Origin of the sequence: Alteromonas naphthalenivorans (assembly GCF_000213655.1) — a bacterium.
GTDB lineage: Bacteria > Pseudomonadota > Gammaproteobacteria > Enterobacterales > Alteromonadaceae > Alteromonas > Alteromonas naphthalenivorans.
In genome coordinates this window covers 1,409,030-1,425,333 of record NC_015554.1, presented here as the reverse complement: position 1 = coordinate 1,425,333, position 16,304 = coordinate 1,409,030, and the positions used below count along the sequence as shown (strand labels likewise).

The 16,304-nt window shown below is 43.0% G+C and carries 16 protein-coding genes and 2 pseudogenes; 15 read left to right on the top strand and 3 right to left on the bottom strand.

Annotation, left to right across the window (positions count from 1 at the left end; genetic code table 11):
* The first annotated feature begins 258 nt into the window (after window positions 1–258).
* The 9 genes and pseudogenes from AMBT_RS23225 (at window position 259) to AMBT_RS06050 (ending at window position 5,599) form a co-directional block, all read left to right on the top strand.
* Window positions 259–456 (top strand): PLDc N-terminal domain-containing protein, encoded by a 198-nt coding sequence (locus AMBT_RS23225; RefSeq protein WP_013783719.1) that lies wholly within the window; start codon window positions 259–261, stop codon window positions 454–456.
* An 85-nt stretch (window positions 457–541) separates the two neighbouring features.
* Window positions 542–1,267 carry a hypothetical protein gene (locus AMBT_RS06085; RefSeq protein WP_013783718.1) on the top strand — a complete coding sequence of 242 codons (726 nt, stop codon included), beginning with the start codon at window positions 542–544 and terminating at the stop codon, window positions 1,265–1,267.
* Between the two features lie 425 nt (window positions 1,268–1,692).
* Complete coding sequence (locus tag AMBT_RS06080; RefSeq protein ID WP_013783716.1) at window positions 1,693–2,382, top strand: VIT1/CCC1 transporter family protein; 690 nt, start codon at window positions 1,693–1,695, stop codon at window positions 2,380–2,382.
* Between the two features lie 223 nt (window positions 2,383–2,605).
* Window positions 2,606–2,884 (top strand): hypothetical protein, encoded by a 279-nt coding sequence (locus AMBT_RS06075; RefSeq protein WP_013783715.1) that lies wholly within the window; start codon window positions 2,606–2,608, stop codon window positions 2,882–2,884.
* Window positions 2,885–2,917: 33 nt separating this feature from the next.
* Window positions 2,918–3,202 (top strand): hypothetical protein, encoded by a 285-nt coding sequence (locus AMBT_RS06070; protein ID WP_013783714.1) that lies wholly within the window; start codon window positions 2,918–2,920, stop codon window positions 3,200–3,202.
* 24 nt (window positions 3,203–3,226) lie between these two features.
* Entirely contained in the window at window positions 3,227–3,733 is a 507-nt protein-coding gene (locus AMBT_RS06065; protein ID WP_013783713.1) for a GNAT family N-acetyltransferase, read from the top strand.
* A 115-nt stretch (window positions 3,734–3,848) separates the two neighbouring features.
* The gene (locus AMBT_RS06060; protein WP_013783712.1) at window positions 3,849–4,043 is read left to right on the top strand and encodes a hypothetical protein; all 195 of its coding nucleotides are present in this window, start codon (window positions 3,849–3,851) and stop codon (window positions 4,041–4,043) included.
* 144 nt (window positions 4,044–4,187) lie between these two features.
* Window positions 4,188–5,310: pseudogene (locus AMBT_RS06055) on the top strand (ISAs1 family transposase).
* Between the two features lie 97 nt (window positions 5,311–5,407).
* Window positions 5,408–5,599 (top strand): hypothetical protein, encoded by a 192-nt coding sequence (locus AMBT_RS06050; RefSeq protein WP_013783710.1) that lies wholly within the window; start codon window positions 5,408–5,410, stop codon window positions 5,597–5,599.
* A 7-nt stretch (window positions 5,600–5,606) separates the two neighbouring features.
* Here AMBT_RS06050 and AMBT_RS22115 read toward each other — a convergent pair.
* Window positions 5,607–6,730 (bottom strand): annotated as a pseudogene (locus tag AMBT_RS22115) (ISAs1 family transposase).
* Between the two features lie 196 nt (window positions 6,731–6,926).
* On the opposite strand from AMBT_RS22115, the gene AMBT_RS06035 reads away from it, so the two are divergent.
* The 3 genes from AMBT_RS06035 (at window position 6,927) to AMBT_RS06025 (ending at window position 9,127) form a co-directional block, all read left to right on the top strand.
* Window positions 6,927–7,520 carry an acyl-CoA thioester hydrolase/BAAT C-terminal domain-containing protein gene (locus tag AMBT_RS06035; protein WP_013783706.1) on the top strand — a complete coding sequence of 198 codons (594 nt, stop codon included), beginning with the start codon at window positions 6,927–6,929 and terminating at the stop codon, window positions 7,518–7,520.
* Window positions 7,521–7,606: 86 nt separating this feature from the next.
* On the top strand, window positions 7,607–8,338 hold the full coding sequence (locus AMBT_RS06030) for an SDR family oxidoreductase (RefSeq protein WP_013783705.1): 732 nt from the start codon (window positions 7,607–7,609) through the stop codon (window positions 8,336–8,338).
* 324 nt (window positions 8,339–8,662) lie between these two features.
* Window positions 8,663–9,127 (top strand): metal-independent carbonic anhydrase family protein, encoded by a 465-nt coding sequence (locus AMBT_RS06025; protein WP_013783704.1) that lies wholly within the window; start codon window positions 8,663–8,665, stop codon window positions 9,125–9,127.
* A gap of 68 nt (window positions 9,128–9,195) precedes the next feature.
* Here AMBT_RS06025 and AMBT_RS06020 read toward each other — a convergent pair whose 3' ends face one another.
* On the bottom strand, window positions 9,196–9,495 hold the full coding sequence (locus tag AMBT_RS06020; RefSeq protein ID WP_013783703.1) for a hypothetical protein: 300 nt from the start codon (window positions 9,493–9,495) through the stop codon (window positions 9,196–9,198).
* Between the two features lie 288 nt (window positions 9,496–9,783).
* Between AMBT_RS06020 and AMBT_RS06015 the strand changes: the two genes are divergently transcribed.
* The 3 genes from AMBT_RS06015 to AMBT_RS21870 are packed head-to-tail and all read left to right on the top strand — an operon-like array spanning window position 9,784 to window position 13,661.
* The gene (locus AMBT_RS06015; RefSeq protein WP_013783702.1) at window positions 9,784–10,593 is read left to right on the top strand and encodes an SAM-dependent methyltransferase; all 810 of its coding nucleotides are present in this window, start codon (window positions 9,784–9,786) and stop codon (window positions 10,591–10,593) included.
* A 39-nt stretch (window positions 10,594–10,632) separates the two neighbouring features.
* Window positions 10,633–10,842: a hypothetical protein gene (locus tag AMBT_RS06010; RefSeq protein ID WP_013783701.1), complete on the top strand. Its 210-nt coding sequence runs from the start codon at window positions 10,633–10,635 to the stop codon at window positions 10,840–10,842.
* Window positions 10,843–10,871: 29 nt separating this feature from the next.
* Window positions 10,872–13,661 (top strand): tetratricopeptide repeat-containing hybrid sensor histidine kinase/response regulator, encoded by a 2,790-nt coding sequence (locus AMBT_RS21870; protein WP_013783700.1) that lies wholly within the window; start codon window positions 10,872–10,874, stop codon window positions 13,659–13,661.
* 205 nt (window positions 13,662–13,866) lie between these two features.
* On the opposite strand, the gene AMBT_RS06000 is transcribed toward AMBT_RS21870, so the two are convergent.
* Window positions 13,867–16,242 carry a zinc-dependent metalloprotease gene (locus tag AMBT_RS06000; protein WP_232363196.1) on the bottom strand — a complete coding sequence of 792 codons (2,376 nt, stop codon included), beginning with the start codon at window positions 16,240–16,242 and terminating at the stop codon, window positions 13,867–13,869.
* Between the last annotated feature and the right edge of the window lie 62 nt (window positions 16,243–16,304).

The following is a 16,304-nucleotide window of genomic DNA, read 5'->3' as shown; positions in this document are numbered from 1 at the left end:
TTGTGAATAAAATACATAGTTATTATCTAATTGGGTTCATACTCTTTTCTGCAATTTTAAATGAATTCTTAGGAAGTGAAAGTATCGGGGTAAAACTACTTTGTTCAGTTTTATTAATTACAACTTTTGTTTTTGCATCTCTATTTCATAGCTTGAAAGTCAGAGTTGCTAGAGATAAAAAGACTAGCATCAAGTAATGTACACATAACAAATTTATCAAGCATCATTACGGCCAAAAAACAAGGAGTCATTTTTAATATGAGTATTTGGCAAATTATCATTTTTATTGTGCTTTTCAGTCTAACGCTTTTACCAGTATTAGTTGCCTTAACATCTAAGAAAGCTAAGGGGGTACACAAACTAGTTTGGTGCCTCGTTTCATTATTCTTTTCATGGTTAGGCTTTTTAGTTTATTACTTCTTTGCTGTCAGAGGTATGAGTGAGCGCAACGCATAGTATAACAACCCAATCAACACACTCACTTCGTTCACGCAAGGTGGCTTCGCCCGCTATTTAAAAGTATGGTCACTAAGGAAATTTCGTGCGAATTTTAATTGTTTTTTTATTATTTCCTTTGGCTGCTTTCGCAGATGAGTCGAGGCTTGTAGAGCAGTTTTTTGGCCAAGATGGACTAGATAATAAAAGAGAAGTGTATACCGGAGAGATGTTGGAGCATTATCTGGATAAGCCCACTTTAGGCGAGGACTTACCAAAAGGCATCAATGTTAGCCTTCGAGCACTTGAACAAAGCCCGCGAAGAGAAATTTACGCTGTATTACTAACGAAAGAAGGAATATCTCAAGATTGGTATATCTATTTGGTAAACGACCAAAACAAATGGAAAATTTCAGCCGTTAGAAATCTAGCATTACCAAGTATGTTCTTTATGTCCCTGCAGGCGATACAAAGCAAACCCAATAGAACAAAAGAAGAAGAGAATCACTATCAGAACATGCTTCTTACTTTGCAGTTGGATTCGGAGCTTAAAGAATACTTGCATAAAAATATTGGTAGCTTAAATGCGATAGCCTTTGAGGCTAAAACAAGTCAGAAAAAGGCTACTGAATCTGCTAAACATTTAAATCTAAATCTAGTAGGTTACGACTCAAGTAGTGGCATAGTTGACGTCAACGTAGGTGGTATTTTAGATAACTCGGTTGGCTACCTGTTTGTACCACCTGGCACTGAAGTGCCCCAAATGTCAGATGAGGATTATATCTATATTGAGCATGTCACAGGAAATTGGTACGTGTACAAGACAACGTAACCATAATAAAACCAGTATAGAATCTCTTAAAGCCTTTACCTCTGTGTCTAAAATTGACATTTCTCAACTTCAAGAGGAAATTATCGTGATAGACAAAACATCAAAAGAATGGAACAAAGAGCCATTATGGGTCAGGTTTTTGTTGTGGGGAGTAGCGATATAACAACTCAATAAACTCACTTCGTTCGCTAGAACGTCTATATCTGGCCCAAGTGTTTAGTTTCTTCATCAGCACTAAATTGTATGCGAGTATCCATGGTGAACTCTCTATTCGTGTGCACACAACTGTTAGCTCAGGCATTGAGTTAAAGCAACTAGCAAACGCCTAAGTCGCAATCCGCGGGGCGGGTCGAGAGTTCCCCCCTATAACGTAAACACCTGAACTAAATATAAGTTAACTGTAAAAGAAATTACCGAGCAACCTTATGACTCATACTGAAATACATCGTTCACAACGCGTAGGTTGGTTGCGCGCAGCAGTACTTGGTGCAAATGACGGAATTGTATCTACTGCAAGCCTTATCATCGGTGTTGCCGCTGCGAGTACTGCCCATGAAGACATTCTTCTCGCTGGTGCTGCAGGTTTAGTTGCTGGGGCTATGTCTATGGCTGCTGGTGAATACGTTTCAGTTAGTTCTCAATCAGATACAGAAAATGCCGATCTCGCCATAGAGCAAAAATCACTGGATCAAAATTTTGAATCTGAAAAAGAAGAGCTAGCAACAATATACGAAGGTAGAGGCCTTGAACCAACTCTGGCTAAACAAGTTGCTGAGCAGCTGATGGCTCACGATGCTCTTGGCGCTCATGCCAAAGATGATATCGGAATTTCACAAAGCGCTAATGCGCAGCCCATTCAAGCGGCTTTCTCGTCGGCGGGTGCTTTCACAGTAGGCGCTGCACTTCCTTTAGCGGTTGCCTGGTTAGTGCCACAAGAGCTACTTATACCTATCGTCGCAGCTTTATCTTTAATGTTCCTCGCCGCTCTAGGTGCGATCGCAGCGCGTGTTGGCGGTGCATCTATTTCCGTGGGTGCAACCAGAGTGACTTTCTGGGGTGCGCTTGCAATGGTATTGACAGCAGTTGTAGGTCGCATCTTTGGAGTGGTTGCATGACAATGGGTTTATTTACAATAGCAGCCTCTTTACAAGTTAAGCTTTCATGTAGGAATTGGAGTGAATTGAAAGTATGAGTCAAGCGCAAGAATACGTTTCAGGGGTGGGGAAAATAGAACTGGGAACAGTGTGAGAAATGTCTTGTAACAATCTGCTGTACCCGCTAAACACGCCTTGGGTGTTATATTTCTAGTTAATTTGATCAGGGAGGTTATATTAATAGATGGACAATATTGATGCTGAATTAGCTTTACAGAAGATAACTAAAATTCAGAACTTAGAGAAAAAATTTTCTCGTGTCTACTACGTTCCTGGTTTTGCGTTTCTATTCGTTGTCATTTTTATCTTCATCAACAACGTATTTATCTCCCCTATTGATAATGGTTATTTAGCCATTTTATTGGCCTCCAATATCTTTGTAACGGGAAATGCTGCAATGAAAAGAACAGAGTACCTTAGACAAATAATCGCGCTGAAAGAAAGCGAGTGCATTGCACGTTAGCATTCTTGGCTAGTTAGCAGGTAAACAAGGCTAGTGGAACAATTGAAGTTTATTTTTATCGTTCTCATTTTCATATTTATGGGTGGCTGTACCACAGGTAAGCTTTACTACACAGACAACAGTGGCAAGCGCAATTTAGGCTGTGATGTAGCGTTTACTGGTTTGCCAAGTGTAGATAAATATGCTGTGGAGTATGCGCTTAGCTTGTGCGCGAAAAACTACGAGAATGCACCTCTTACCTCGGTTCATCGCACAGCAACCAGCAGACATGTGTTTCTTGGCGCCAAGCTTATCCCACGTATTATTACCCCAAAATGAAGTTAGCTGCTTAGAAGGAAATTTATGCTAATTACGCCCACAGTGCTCTACGAAGCCAGTTACAAAGAATACATCAAAGAGCTGGGAAACGAAGAACGGTACCCTTACCCGCTTGACTTAGACCATTCAAATTTTGCATCTTTTGTTAACCTATTGAATGGCTATTCCAAGGGCGTAAACTTGCCAGAAAACTTAGTTCCCAATACGACATTTTGGCTTATTGAAAACAGTGAAATTGTCGGTTGTTCCCATCTAAGGCATTGTTTGAATGATGCATTACGGTTTGCAGGAGGTCATATAGGGTTGGGAATAAGGCCTTCTAAGCGTGGGCAAGGCTATGGTATGAAACTCCTTAATCTAACGCTAGAAAAAGCCTTTGAAATTGGCGTCGATGAGGTACATATTCATTGCTACAAGAGTAATAAAGTTTCATCATCGCTTATAGCGTCATCGGGTGCTAAATTAGATTCTATAGTTGAAACTCAGGGTAAAAACGAACAGGTGCTTCGATTTGTTCATTCACGCTGCTAAACTAACAGTCAAAATATCTCGCTATCTCGGCTTGGACGCAAACACAGGTACCACTTCTTACTATAGGCGCCCCCCTTATTTGCCGCGTTATGCACTTATAAAATATGGAAATTAAATGAAAACCAAATTAACAGCCATTTTGATAGCGTCAGCTATTTCATCAGGATGCGCATCCACCTCTAACAAAACGGTGGGTGATTTTCTTGACGGTGCATCTTCTAGTGCAGAAAAAAGGGAACAAGAAGAATCGAAAGCAATGCACGCTAAAAAGAATTCACCCGAAACCGATGCTATAGAAGACACTATGTAAGGTGTATTTACCGCCCTTTTTCGTGGCATATTTGGCTCAGGGTGAGATCGTGAATATTTATTGACCAGTTGGCGGAAACTAAACGATCAGTTTGACGATCCGGTTTAGTCGTGATCTTATACTCTCTTTTTGGGGAGTAAAACCATGTATATCGAAGCCTTCACCACCCACTTTGGGGAATTATCTGACACGCGTCAATCAGCAAAAGTGACCTATCCACTTGAGGATATTTTGTTTATCACCTTGTGTGGTGTCGTCGCTGGAGCCGAAGGGTGGAGCGATATCCGGGACTATGCCGACGGTCATATTGGCTGGTTCCAACAACATGGTTACTTGCGCGATGGCGTCCCCGTTGATGACACTATTGCCCGTACCATTTCGCGTATCGACCCAGAGCAGTTTAGAGTTTGCTTTATCAACTGGATGCAGGCTGTACATGAAAGCACCGAAGGACAATTGATTGCGATTGACGGTAAAACGCTGCGAAGCTCCTACCAGCGCGGTGACCGCCAATCAACGATACACATGGTCAACGCGTTTGCCTGCACCAATAAAGTCGTTTTAGGTCAGGTTAAAACCTCAGAGAAGTCGAACGAAATTACAGCGATCCCTGAGCTTATTCAGTTACTTGATGTTCAGGACACCTTGGTATCAATTGATGCTATGGGCTGCCAGACCAGCATCGCAGAGCAAATAGTCGAGCAAGGTGGTGATTACCTGTTCACACTCAAAAGCAATCAGGGCAAGCTCTGTAAAGCAGTCGAGGATGCGTTTACTGAGACACGGGAAGCACCACTTGGTGGCTTAACCTTCGAGCAAAAGCGGGGTCGCATAGAAGCCCGGACATACCATGTGTTAAGTGCTGATGACGTGAGCAAAGCGTTCCCGCAATGGCCTGAGTTAAAGACGCTTGGCATGAGCATGAGCTTCCGCCAACAACAAGGCAAAGCACCTGAACTGACATATCGCTACCATATCAGCTCCGCACCATTAAGTGAGAAGCAACTAGCCGAAGCAGTACGTTCTCACTGGGCTGTAGAGAACAGCTTGCATTGGGTACTGGATGTCAGCATGGGTGAAGACGACTGCCAGATACACCAGAATCACGGTGCCGAAAACTGGTCGATGCTACGCCATTTAGCGCTAAACATGTTGCGGGCAGAGTCATCAAAAAGGCAGCATACCCGCCAAGCAAAAACGGGCTTGGATGAAAGCCAGCTATCTGGAAGCTGTGCTAACTGCGGGTTTTAGTGGCATGATTAATTAGTGAGCACTCATGCGGTTGCCCTGATATTTGGCTCAGAATAAAGGCATCAAAAACTAAACATTTTTTAGCATTTGAGCGCTTAAAGGAAAAACAAAATATGAAATTTAAAAAGAGCCACTTTTTACTATTTTTAACCTCACTCTTGCCAGCACTTGCTTCAATTGCTGCCCCGCAAGCCCTTAGCGTGGAACAAGATGGTATTGTGGGTCACTATTATCAGCCACCGGCTAATTCCCACAATCAGCCTGTTATCGTACTTGGTGGTTCAGAGGGCAGGGCAACCGCATGAGTGCTCACTAATTAATCATGCCACTAAAACCCGCAGTTAGCACAGCTTCCAGATAGCTGGCTTTCATCCAAGCCCGTTTTTGCTTGGCGGGTATGCTGCCTTTTGATGACTCTGCCCGCAACATGTTTAGCGCTAAATGGCGTAGCATCGACCAGTTTTCGGCACCGTGATTCTGGTGTATCTGGCAGTCGTCTTCACCCATGCTGACATCCAGTACCCAATGCAAGCTGTTCTCTACAGCCCAGTGAGAACGTACTGCTTCGGCTAGTTGCTTCTCACTTAATGGTGCGGAGCTGATATGGTAGCGATATGTCAGTTCAGGTGCTTTGCCTTGTTGTTGGCGGAAGCTCATGCTCATGCCAAGCGTCTTTAACTCAGGCCATTGCGGGACGCTTTGCTCACGTCATCAGCACTTAACACATGGTATGTCCGGGCTTCTATGCGACCCCGCTTTTGTCTCGAAGGTTAAGCCACCAAGTGGTGCTTCCCGTCGTCTCAGTAAACGCATCCTCGACTGCTTTACAGAGCTTGCCCTGATTGCTTTTGAGTGTGAACAGGTAATCACCACCTTGCTCGACTATTTGCTCTGCGATGCTGGTCTGGCAGCCCATAGCATCAATTGATACCAAGGTGTCCTGAACATCAAGTAACTGAATAAGCTCAGGGATCGCTGTAATTTCGTTCGACTTCTCTGAGGTTTTAACCTTGACCTAAAACGACTTTATTGGTGCAGGCAAACGCGTTGACCATGTGTATCGTTGATTGGCGGTCACCGCGCTGGTAGGAGCTTCGCAGCGTTTTACCGTCAATCGCAATCAATTGTCCTTCGGTGCTTTCATGTACAGCCTGCATCCAGTTGATAAAGCAAACTCTAAACTGCTCTGGGTCGATACGCGAAATGGTACGGGCAATAGTGTCATCAACGGGGACGCCATCGCGCAAGTAACCATGTTGTTGGAACCAGCCAATATGACCGTCGGCATAGTCCCGGATATCGCTCCACCCTTCGGCTCCAGCGACGACACCACACAAGGTGATAAACAAAATATCCTCAAGTGGATAGGTCACTTTTGCTGATTGACGCGTGTCAGATAATTCCCCAAAGTGGGTGGTGAAGGCTTCGATATACATGGTTTTACTCCCCAAAAAGAGAGTATAAGATCACGACTAAACCGGATCGTCAAACTGATCGTTTAGTTTCCGCCAACTGGTCAATAAATATTCACGATCTCACCCTGGTTCAGAGGGCGGCATTCCTACGAAGCTTGCTAAGGTCATCGCCAATAATGGTCACCCTACGTTAGCCATTGCTTATTTCAAAGCCGATATGCTTCCCAAAGAATTAGAAGAAATTCCCCTCTCCTATTTCGAAAAAGCGACAGCTTGGCTAAAACAAAAACACCCTGCGCGAAAACATATCACGCTCATCGGATGGTCTAAAGGCGCCGAGTTGGCGTTGCTGCTTGCGTCCCGCGACACTGTATTTGATCGTGTAATCGCGATTGCACCAAGCTCAGTGGTGTGGGCAGGCATTCTAGATGATTGGCAAACGGTACCTGGCTCAAGCTGGAGTCACAACCAAAAGGGATTACCCTTTGTTGCCTTCAATCCAACCGGACCTGTTGAAGGGTTGTTAGACCTATATACCCAATCTTTACAAAATAGAACGGATGGAGGAAGTGCGACAATCCCTGTTGAAAATATTCGCGGAAATGTTGTGCTTTATTCGGGGGGAATGGATGAAATATGGCCGTCCTCTTCTATGGCGGCTTCAATCTGCCAACGTATGATAGAAAATGAACGGTCTCGTTGTAAGCATATTGATTACCCAAAACTAGGCCATCTGTTAGATTACAAGATGCTTAACGCCTCAGAAGACTTGTATAAACACTTTGTAAACAGCATCGCCGGCAAACAATAAAGAATAATTCTCTAAATCGACCTAGGGTTGGTTCAATCCAATTCAAATACGCTACAGTGGCGAGCTAGACAAACAGGGACTGAAAGTTGAAAAAAGTTGCGATTATAACGGGGGCTAGTAGGGGTATTGGTGCCGCTACCGCTTTTACGCTATCTAAAAAGGGTTACCATGTTTGCATCAACTACCTGAAAAATGAAAAGCTTGCGAAAGCTTTATGCACTTCAATTAACACCAGTGGCGGCGTTGCAATTACTCATAAAGCGGATGTCTCAGAAGAGGCAGAAGTTCAAAGCATGTTTAACAAGGTTAACGCTGAGTTCGGCACCGTTACGCATCTGGTGAACAATGTAGGTGTGCTTTTTACAAAAACTGCATTTTCAGAAATTAGTGCCGAGCGCTTCACAACAATTCTGACTATTAATGTACTAAGCGCTTTTCTTTGCTCGAAAGCTTTTGTGAAACAAGTTCAATATGATGGCGCCATTGTGAACGTTTCTTCTGTTGCATCTCGAACAGGAGCCCCGTTTGAATACGTAGACTATGCTGCATCGAAAGGTGCTATGGATACGCTTACTACCGGAATGTCATTAGAGCTTGCTAGCCAAAATATTAGAGTCAATAGCGTGCGCCCAGGCTTTATTGCCACCGATATACATGCAGACGGAGGTGAGCCAGATCGCGTAAATCGCCTAAGCTCACAAATTCCGATGGGACGCGGAGGCAATACACAGGAAGTAGCAGATGCTATCGCATGGTTATTATCAGATGAAGCATCTTACGTTACAGGTTCATTTATTGATATTGCGGGTGGTAGATAAGTTAGAATAATCACAGACTACATTTATGCGATTAATACGCAGTAAAAAATTCGAGTGAATTTCTCCTTGATAGATAAAAGCTATCTCCAAATATTATTGCTAACTATAGCCAATTATTTAAGCTACAAGCGTGATGATATCACATAACAAAAATCGCAATTTGTATTACAGTATCTGTTTTTTAACGCATTTATGTGTTTCGTTTATATTTTTACAACGTGCAGAAACGTTGCTGGCGTTTTGCGCAAAAGACGAAACCGTTTTAAAATTTGGTAACCAGCTTTAAAACCAACTCAACGATATTCTAAAAGAGAGGTATACATTATGTTTACTAAAGAGATGGTGCATACTGCGCTACAAACGTGGTGCGACAATGTTGTAAAAGTTGGGAAAGTACATACCGAAGGTGGAGACGTGCAAGCGTTCTCTCTTCAGGTGCTCTCTGACAGCTACGATTATGACAATGGTCATGTTTTGTTTAAACCTACCTTGACGTTTGGTCAGCAAACGTTCCGCCCTACGAAAGAAGGCGCGCTATCATATTTTGTGGGTGGAAACAGCGATTACCCCAACGACAATGGTTTTAAGCTCAAGCCTTGGGTGAAAGTATGGTACAGCAAAGAAGACTTTATTCTTAACGGCGAATTAGCCATTGTGCAGTGTAATGTTCACTTTATTGGGGATGACGACAGTCACATTTTTGTGAATAAAAGCTTTGTCTTTAAGCAATGTGACGATGGCAAGGTGCGTATCATTTTGCATCAATCCTCACTACCTTATCAGCCATAAGTAGATTATTGAACATTAACCCAGCGCGTTGCATGTTATCAAAAGATAAAGGCAACGCGGTATTAGCGCTATCGATTACGTCTGTTATCTTCGAACTCACTTTCAAGCATGCCTTCACGCTGATTGACCGGAAGCATTTGCTGGTCAAATTCACTATGAGGATTGGTTTCGTTATAAGCCAGTGGTTCATTTTCGCAATTGAGTGAATTCGTTAAAACTGCTACACAAACTGACTTCTCGGCTTTGGCACTAGGATCGTGACTAAAAGTACAAGCAGACAGTGTGGATAATGCGCCCAGTGCCACTAACCATAAAGCTGCGCTTCTTGTAACTGAACCGGTTATCGTCACACCATGGTGTGTAATCATTGTAAGCCCCTAAATTAACTAACGTTATTTACCAATTTGGTATACAATATTTAGTTCTCTTTGAGTACAATATCATTTTTAAATTGGGCGATAAAGCGCTTTGAAATAACCCTGTTTTAGATACATATCCTGGCCACCAACGATAGTTTATCAATATTTATTGATAGGCCCTCGTTCACAACTTCGAAACCATATCGGTTATTATGACAAAGTAATTAACAATGGGTATATTTTCCTTTATATTCAATAAAGGCTATACATAGCCAAATTTCAATGGAAAGGGATGAAATGAACGTAGATAAAAAAGGATCTTTGGTAGTTGTAGGTACAGGTATTACTGTATCTGGCCAAATGACCTTAATTACGGAAAGCCTACTTAAAACAGCTGATATCGTATTGAGCGTTGTAACACAGTCGGCGCTAATCAATCTGCAAATGATTAACTCGAATGTGGTGTGTTTACGCCACCTTTACGAGCAAGGCAAGTCTCGGGCACTCACCTACCAAAAAATGACGCAACGCATTGTTGATGAAGTCAAGGCAGGAAAAAAGGTGGTGGCGGCGTTTTATGGTCACCCTGGGGTATTTGTAAATCCCTCACATGAGGCCATCAAACAACTAAAAGAAGAAGGTTATAATGCCGAGATGCTACCGGGGATTTCTGCTGAAGACTGCTTGGTTGCTGATTTAGGGCTAGATCCTGCACATTATGGATGTCAGTCGTATGAGGCGACTCAGTTTCTGCTAAGACAATACACCTTAGACCCTCATATGATGCAGATTATCTGGCAGATTGGCAGTATCGCCGATTTCACACATAACAAACACCGTACCGCTCACCCAGGCTTAACGCAGTTAAGAAACGAATTGTTGAAATATTTTTCTCCTGAGCACACCATTATAGTTTATGAAGCCTCTACCATTCCCATTGCGGCTCCCCGAATAGAATACCTTGAACTAAAAGACTTAGCGGCAGTAATACCAAAACCTATCACTACGTTGGTTATCCCTTCTAAAGGATTACCAGATTTTGATATGAAATCGATGGCAGAACTAGATTTAACCCCTGCCCTTTTTGAACAAAAGTTGTTTGGCTAAAACGTAAGTTTCTAACTACATAAAATAAAGGAATAAAAAATGAACGATTTGTTAGTAAAGTTTTTGATTGCTATGGATAAAGATGAAAAGTTGAAACAACAGTATGTCAGCGATCCTAAGGGGACTGCTGAAGCTTTTGGTCTATCTGACGAAGATGTCCAAATATGCGCAAAAAACGATGTTGCAGCGATAAAAAACCGATGTGAAGCTGAAGGCGCAGACAACTTAGAAATCAGTCACTCTAAATAAGTTGATACTGGCTATATGGATTTAATTTTATGAGATTGTGGTGTCTTTTGTGGGTAGTGCTTTTAGCACTGCCCAGTTTTTCTGTGTTTTCTCAAGGCGCAACTGTCGATATTGAGAAGGTATTGCAAACTGCCGATAAGAATGTATTTGTTAACCCCACGCTCGCAAAGAAACTCCTTAATCAAGCCGAAAAGTATCTAGCAGACAAAGACCTTCCAGCCTATGAAGCTCACTTGCTTAACCTAAAAAGTCATTCGTATATTCTTGAGGGTAATTATAAGCTGGCTTATGAAATGGCCACCCAGGCAAAAAAACTAGCCACAGAAGCTAATAACCAATTGCAACTTGCCGAAGCGTTAAGGCGACAAGGAATAATCACTTATTTCTTTGATTTATATGGTGAATCTCTAGAGTTACTGCTTAATAGCCTGAGTATTCATCAGTCGTTAGACACCAGCTACATACAAAACACGTTGCAAGCCATCGGAAATTTGTATTCTAAATCGAATCAATGGGCCGATAACTTAATAAACACAGGTGAACAACTAGTAGCCGAATCAATTAAACGCGGCAACACCTATTATGAAGAACAAGGCTACGGTTTCATTGTGTCTGGCCTACTGGCTAAGGGAGAAATAGAGCAAGCGAAGTCATTGATTGACCGTGTAAATACTAACCCCGACAAATTCGCGCCTATCTTGAATTTCTATTTGGCAAAAACTTACCTGCAATTAGGTAACCATGAAGAAGCGCTTGCGGTTACTAAAAATATTATCGAGCATGCAATTGCTGGGAAGCAACGCCAACGTGAGCTAGCGGGACTTGCATTGCAGTCTGAGGTTTTACTCAAATTAGAACGCATTGATGAAGCCGCCCAAACGGTTTTGAAGTTCTTATCCATTGCACAAGATTTAGACATTACTGAATATCAGTATGAAGGCTTAAAGATGCAAGCCAACATTGCGCTACTTAAGGGCCAATATCGCGATGCCTATCAATTTCTTTTGCAACATTCAGAATTGAAGCAGCAGGTCTTTGATACCCGCCAATCGGAGCAACTAGCGTTTAACAGAGCCCGTTTAGAAACCGATCAAAAGATACAAAAAATTACTGAATTAGAACTTAGTCAACAACTGTCAGAACAAAATAGTACGTTTCAGGTGTACATCATTGTCACGATTTGCTGCGTCGCTATTCTTTTATTTTTTATGTTTGTTATTACGCTTAAACAGAAGCGAGAATTGCGGGAGCTTGCGTTAAACCTACAAAATGCCACCGACGCGAAATCAGAATTTTTAGCCCGTATGAGCCACGAAATTAGAACACCAGTGAACGCCATAGTGGGGCTTACAAAGCTAACGCAAAAATCTGTTGTTAATGAAGAACAAAAAACCAACCTATCCCAAATTGAACAGTCGTCACAAACCCTACTAGGGGTAATTAACGATGTGCTAGATTTTTCAAAAATTGAAGCGGGAAAACTTAATATTGAATCTGAGGTTTTTGAACTCGACAAGCTGGTCGAGCAAGTCATTCGGTTACACGGGATAAATGCTAAAGAGAAGCGTATTGAATTGTTACAGTACGTGGCAAGGGACGTTCCCCTTCAAGTCTCTGGTGATGCCCTGCGTATTGAGCAAGTGCTGAATAATCTGCTAAGCAATGCCATTAAGTTTACTGACGAAGGAATGGTGTTCGTATCGGTTAATAAAAAATACTCTGAACACGGCGTTTTACTTGAGTTCTCAGTAAAAGATACGGGAATTGGCCTTTCAACAAATCAGATAGAATCACTGTTCGATGCCTTTACGCAAGCTGATGAATCCATTACCCGTAAATATGGCGGAACGGGGTTGGGCTTATCAATTTGTAAGCACCTTGTTTCGCTAATGGGCGGGGAAATATGGGTAGAGAGTAAGCTTGGTCAAGGCGCTACTTTCTTTTTCACTGTGTTAGTTGAGCAGCATAATCAACTGCCACAACCCACTACGTTAGGAAACCTAACGTTATCCGACCTAAAAGTGTTGGTGGTTGACGACACTATGCTTTCAAGACAAGCAATAGCGGAAGCGTTACTGCGCATCAATATCAACCCAGATTTGGCCACTGGTGGTAAAGAAGCGCTTATGTACCTGCGTACCGCTGTGGCAAGTAATGTACCGTATGATTTAATCATTATTGATTGGAAAATGGCGGACATTGATGGCATCGAGTTAGCCTCAATTATTAATCAGGAGTTCAGTCAAGGTAAGCCTAATATTGCGATGTTGTCAGCTTATGATATTGAATCACTTAAAACCCTCGGGCGACCAGTGGGCGTAGAGTACTATCTACAGAAACCGGTTAATAGCAGCTCGTTGCAGAATTGCTTACTGAGAATGTCTACTCGGGGCAAACCTCAAATGGCATCGTTAGAAAGTGAAGCTAAAGCGCCACCCGATTTTTCTGATAAAAATATCCTTTTGGTAGAAGATGATGCGATAAATCGCAAAGTTGCCAAACTGTTTTTAGCCGATACTAAGGCCAAGGTCAGTGTTGCAGAAAATGGCTTAATTGCTATGCAAATGTTGGAGCAAGAGAACGTTTTCGATCTTGTCTTGATGGATATGCAAATGCCTGTGATGGACGGGTTAACTGCTGCTCAAAAAATCAGAGAAGAGTTAAAGCTAGATGTTCCAATTGTGGCGATGACAGCACACGCTATGCAAACAGAGATAGAAAAAAGCTTCGCCGTGGGCATGAATGCGCATATTGTAAAACCCGTTAAGCCTGAATATTTGTACCATGTATTAAGTGAGCAGTTTGTAAAAGAAGCTTAAGCCTAACATTTAGAAAAAACCGAGCCTCAACAAGCTCAATAACAACCTTAAGTTTAAGAACACAAACTCAAACAACGCTAGGAACAAAAAAAAGCGGTTAACCTGTTTTAGGTTAACCGCTTTTTATTAATGTTTACGTGTTAGCTGTTGAGTTTTAGGCGTTAGCAAAAGTACACACCTAAATTTCAGCGTTGTTTAAATAAAACTATATAGGTGAACCCGGTGGTAACGGCTTCACTTCAAACGCCCCAGACCAATGACCTGATTTCCAGTAAGTATCGAAGTACTTATGCAAAACTTCATCAGCGTCTCTATCGCTATCATCATCTAGCCATTCATCGAACTCAAGCAACGCACTGTGCATCGCCATTTTAGCTTCTGGTGCCAATGCTGGGTTTGTTACGGCTTTCATTATGGCATTCAATGCAACTAACTGTAGACGTGAAGCAACCAAATCGCCTTTAGCCCCGCGTTTGTGTTTAACGCGATACCAATGCACGTTTAATATCTGGCGTACTAGCCCTTCCACACCCACGAGTGCTTTTGTTCGGCTACTTTGCCACGCTAAACGATTTAAACGCTCTGGGTGTAGTAATAATGACAATGCAAAATCACTGGCAGAGGCTGCTGCTGATACTGGGTCGAGCATAAGCCCCATTTTTCCCTGAAAATGCTCACGGGTAACATCATCACCGTACGCAGTGGGCGGAATGAGTGCTAATACGCTTTCAGGAATAGTTAAATAAGGCACGGTAGTGGCAGTAATAAGCTGCTGCATGGCACGTTGCTGTACCTGTGGTGCAACGTCTTGCTGACCTTGTGGCGTGGTGTAATCGCCCTTACGCTCGTATTCGTAAATCAAGCCTCCCACTTGTTTTGCTACCGCTTCTAATTGAAAGCGATGAAGCAAATAAATTGGCACTAATGCATTTTCTAGTGACGACAAGCTAGCATTGGGTTTCAGAGTATCCATTCCCAGTTGTTCAAGCGCATGGCGTCTGACCGCAGAGATTTCATCGAAAGCATCTAGCGGATCGGCACCGTTTTCCCACATGTGTCCATTTGCCGAACTATGACGCGAACTTCGGGTATCAGAATCTGACTTAAATGCCAGTCCTTGATTACGAGTTTTAACAATTTGCTTAGCCAAACCTTCGGCTTCTTCATTGAGAGAACCAAATTCTTGATAGCCATAAACAATAGCGTGTTTATCCCAGGCACCTATGCCCTTATCGTAAGCCCCTTCAAGGCTAATTTTATCGCCTTTTAGGGTAATGCGCGGGTGTGGATAATCCATCACGGAAGCCAAGTCGTTTTCACTGGCCGCAAAATTGTGTGCTATGCCCAAGGTATGCCCTACTTCATGGGCAGAGAGCTGCTTGATGCGATCTAACGCCATGGCTTCTTGTTCAGGTGAGCTAGCATTGTCACCAGAAAATGGGCTGGTAAGCCCTAGTGCGATTAAATAGTCTTGGCGAACACGCAGTGAGCCCAGCGTCACATGGCCTTTAATAATTTCACCCGTGCGAGGGTCGACCACGGACGAACCATAAGACCAACCTCGGGTAGCCCGATGCACCCAGTTAATCACGTTGTAACGGACATCCATGGGATCGGCATCTTGGGGCAACACTTTCACCTGAAAGGCATTTTTATAACCTGCCGCTTCGAAAGCTTGGTTCCACCAGCTGGCGCCTTCTTTTAATGAGGACATCACCGGTTCTGGAATACCTGGGTCTAGGTAATACACAATAGGTTCAACCGCTTCGCTCATAGGCGCATGTGGTGATACCTTGGCGAGACGGTGGCGTGTAATAAAGCGCTGCTCCGTAGGCTCATTAATTGCCGTAGAGTAATCGAAATAGCGGAATTTCCAATAACCTGAGTAGGGATGATAAGCCCGTGGTGTATAGCCATCGTCAGGTAATGCAACAAATGAATGATGAAGGTGTACCGAAAGGTTTTCTGCATCTGGCGCGACATCTGTCAAATAGTTACCCGGCTTGCTGCCAGCAAACGTGACTAAAGCTTCAAGCTCGGTGTTTTTCTCAAACCCCTTTGTGCGAGGTAAATATACTCCGCTACGGCTTTTGTCTGCTTTAAAGCTGCCTTGTTTTTTAGCTGATAGCCGGTTACCGATGCCATGAATATCACTAAATAAAAAAGGGGTGTAGTCGATTAGATTAGCACTATCGCTCTTTGCCACTATAACAAAGCCGGCTAATACGGAACTGGCAAAGGCTTCGTTAATACTTTGCTTTTCAGCTGCGCTACCATGGGCTGCGCGGTACTTAGTATTTAGCTGCTTCAGCATCAGCTTATTGCCAAAGCGTTCGAAGGCAATTAAGCGAGTGCGCCCTAACTGGCCTCTATCTAAACCAATATCGTTAGAGCCTAAGCCGTAAGGTAAGCTGCTTTGAAATAAAAACTGGCGCTCATCGTTGGGTATCGATAAATACACTTTGTCAGTTTCATCATCATAATACACGGGGATGAGGCCATCTTTGGCGGACATCTCTTTAGTGAATTCACTAATGGTGGGTAACGCTGCCCACACAGGTGTCGCGAAAACAGCGGACATAACAACAACCATGAACCACCGTATAGCGCTGCATGAGAAGCGCCTCTCACCCCTTGCCTTTT

Coding starts and splice junctions, on each gene's coding strand:
- AMBT_RS23225 (WP_013783719.1), top strand. CDS start 259: ATGAGTATTTGGCAAATTATCATTTTTATTGTGCTTTTCAGTCTAACG.
- AMBT_RS06080 (WP_013783716.1), top strand. CDS start 1,693: ATGACTCATACTGAAATACATCGTTCACAACGCGTAGGTTGGTTGCGC.
- AMBT_RS06075 (WP_013783715.1), top strand. CDS start 2,606: ATGGACAATATTGATGCTGAATTAGCTTTACAGAAGATAACTAAAATT.
- AMBT_RS06065 (WP_013783713.1), top strand. CDS start 3,227: ATGCTAATTACGCCCACAGTGCTCTACGAAGCCAGTTACAAAGAATAC.
- AMBT_RS06060 (WP_013783712.1), top strand. CDS start 3,849: ATGAAAACCAAATTAACAGCCATTTTGATAGCGTCAGCTATTTCATCA.
- AMBT_RS06050 (WP_013783710.1), top strand. CDS start 5,408: ATGAAATTTAAAAAGAGCCACTTTTTACTATTTTTAACCTCACTCTTG.
- AMBT_RS06035 (WP_013783706.1), top strand. CDS start 6,927: ATGCTTCCCAAAGAATTAGAAGAAATTCCCCTCTCCTATTTCGAAAAA.
- AMBT_RS06025 (WP_013783704.1), top strand. CDS start 8,663: ATGTTTACTAAAGAGATGGTGCATACTGCGCTACAAACGTGGTGCGAC.
- AMBT_RS06020 (WP_013783703.1), bottom strand. CDS start 9,495: ATGATTACACACCATGGTGTGACGATAACCGGTTCAGTTACAAGAAGC.
- AMBT_RS06015 (WP_013783702.1), top strand. CDS start 9,784: ATGAACGTAGATAAAAAAGGATCTTTGGTAGTTGTAGGTACAGGTATT.
- AMBT_RS06010 (WP_013783701.1), top strand. CDS start 10,633: ATGAACGATTTGTTAGTAAAGTTTTTGATTGCTATGGATAAAGATGAA.
- AMBT_RS21870 (WP_013783700.1), top strand. CDS start 10,872: ATGAGATTGTGGTGTCTTTTGTGGGTAGTGCTTTTAGCACTGCCCAGT.
- AMBT_RS06000 (WP_232363196.1), bottom strand. CDS start 16,242: ATGTCCGCTGTTTTCGCGACACCTGTGTGGGCAGCGTTACCCACCATT.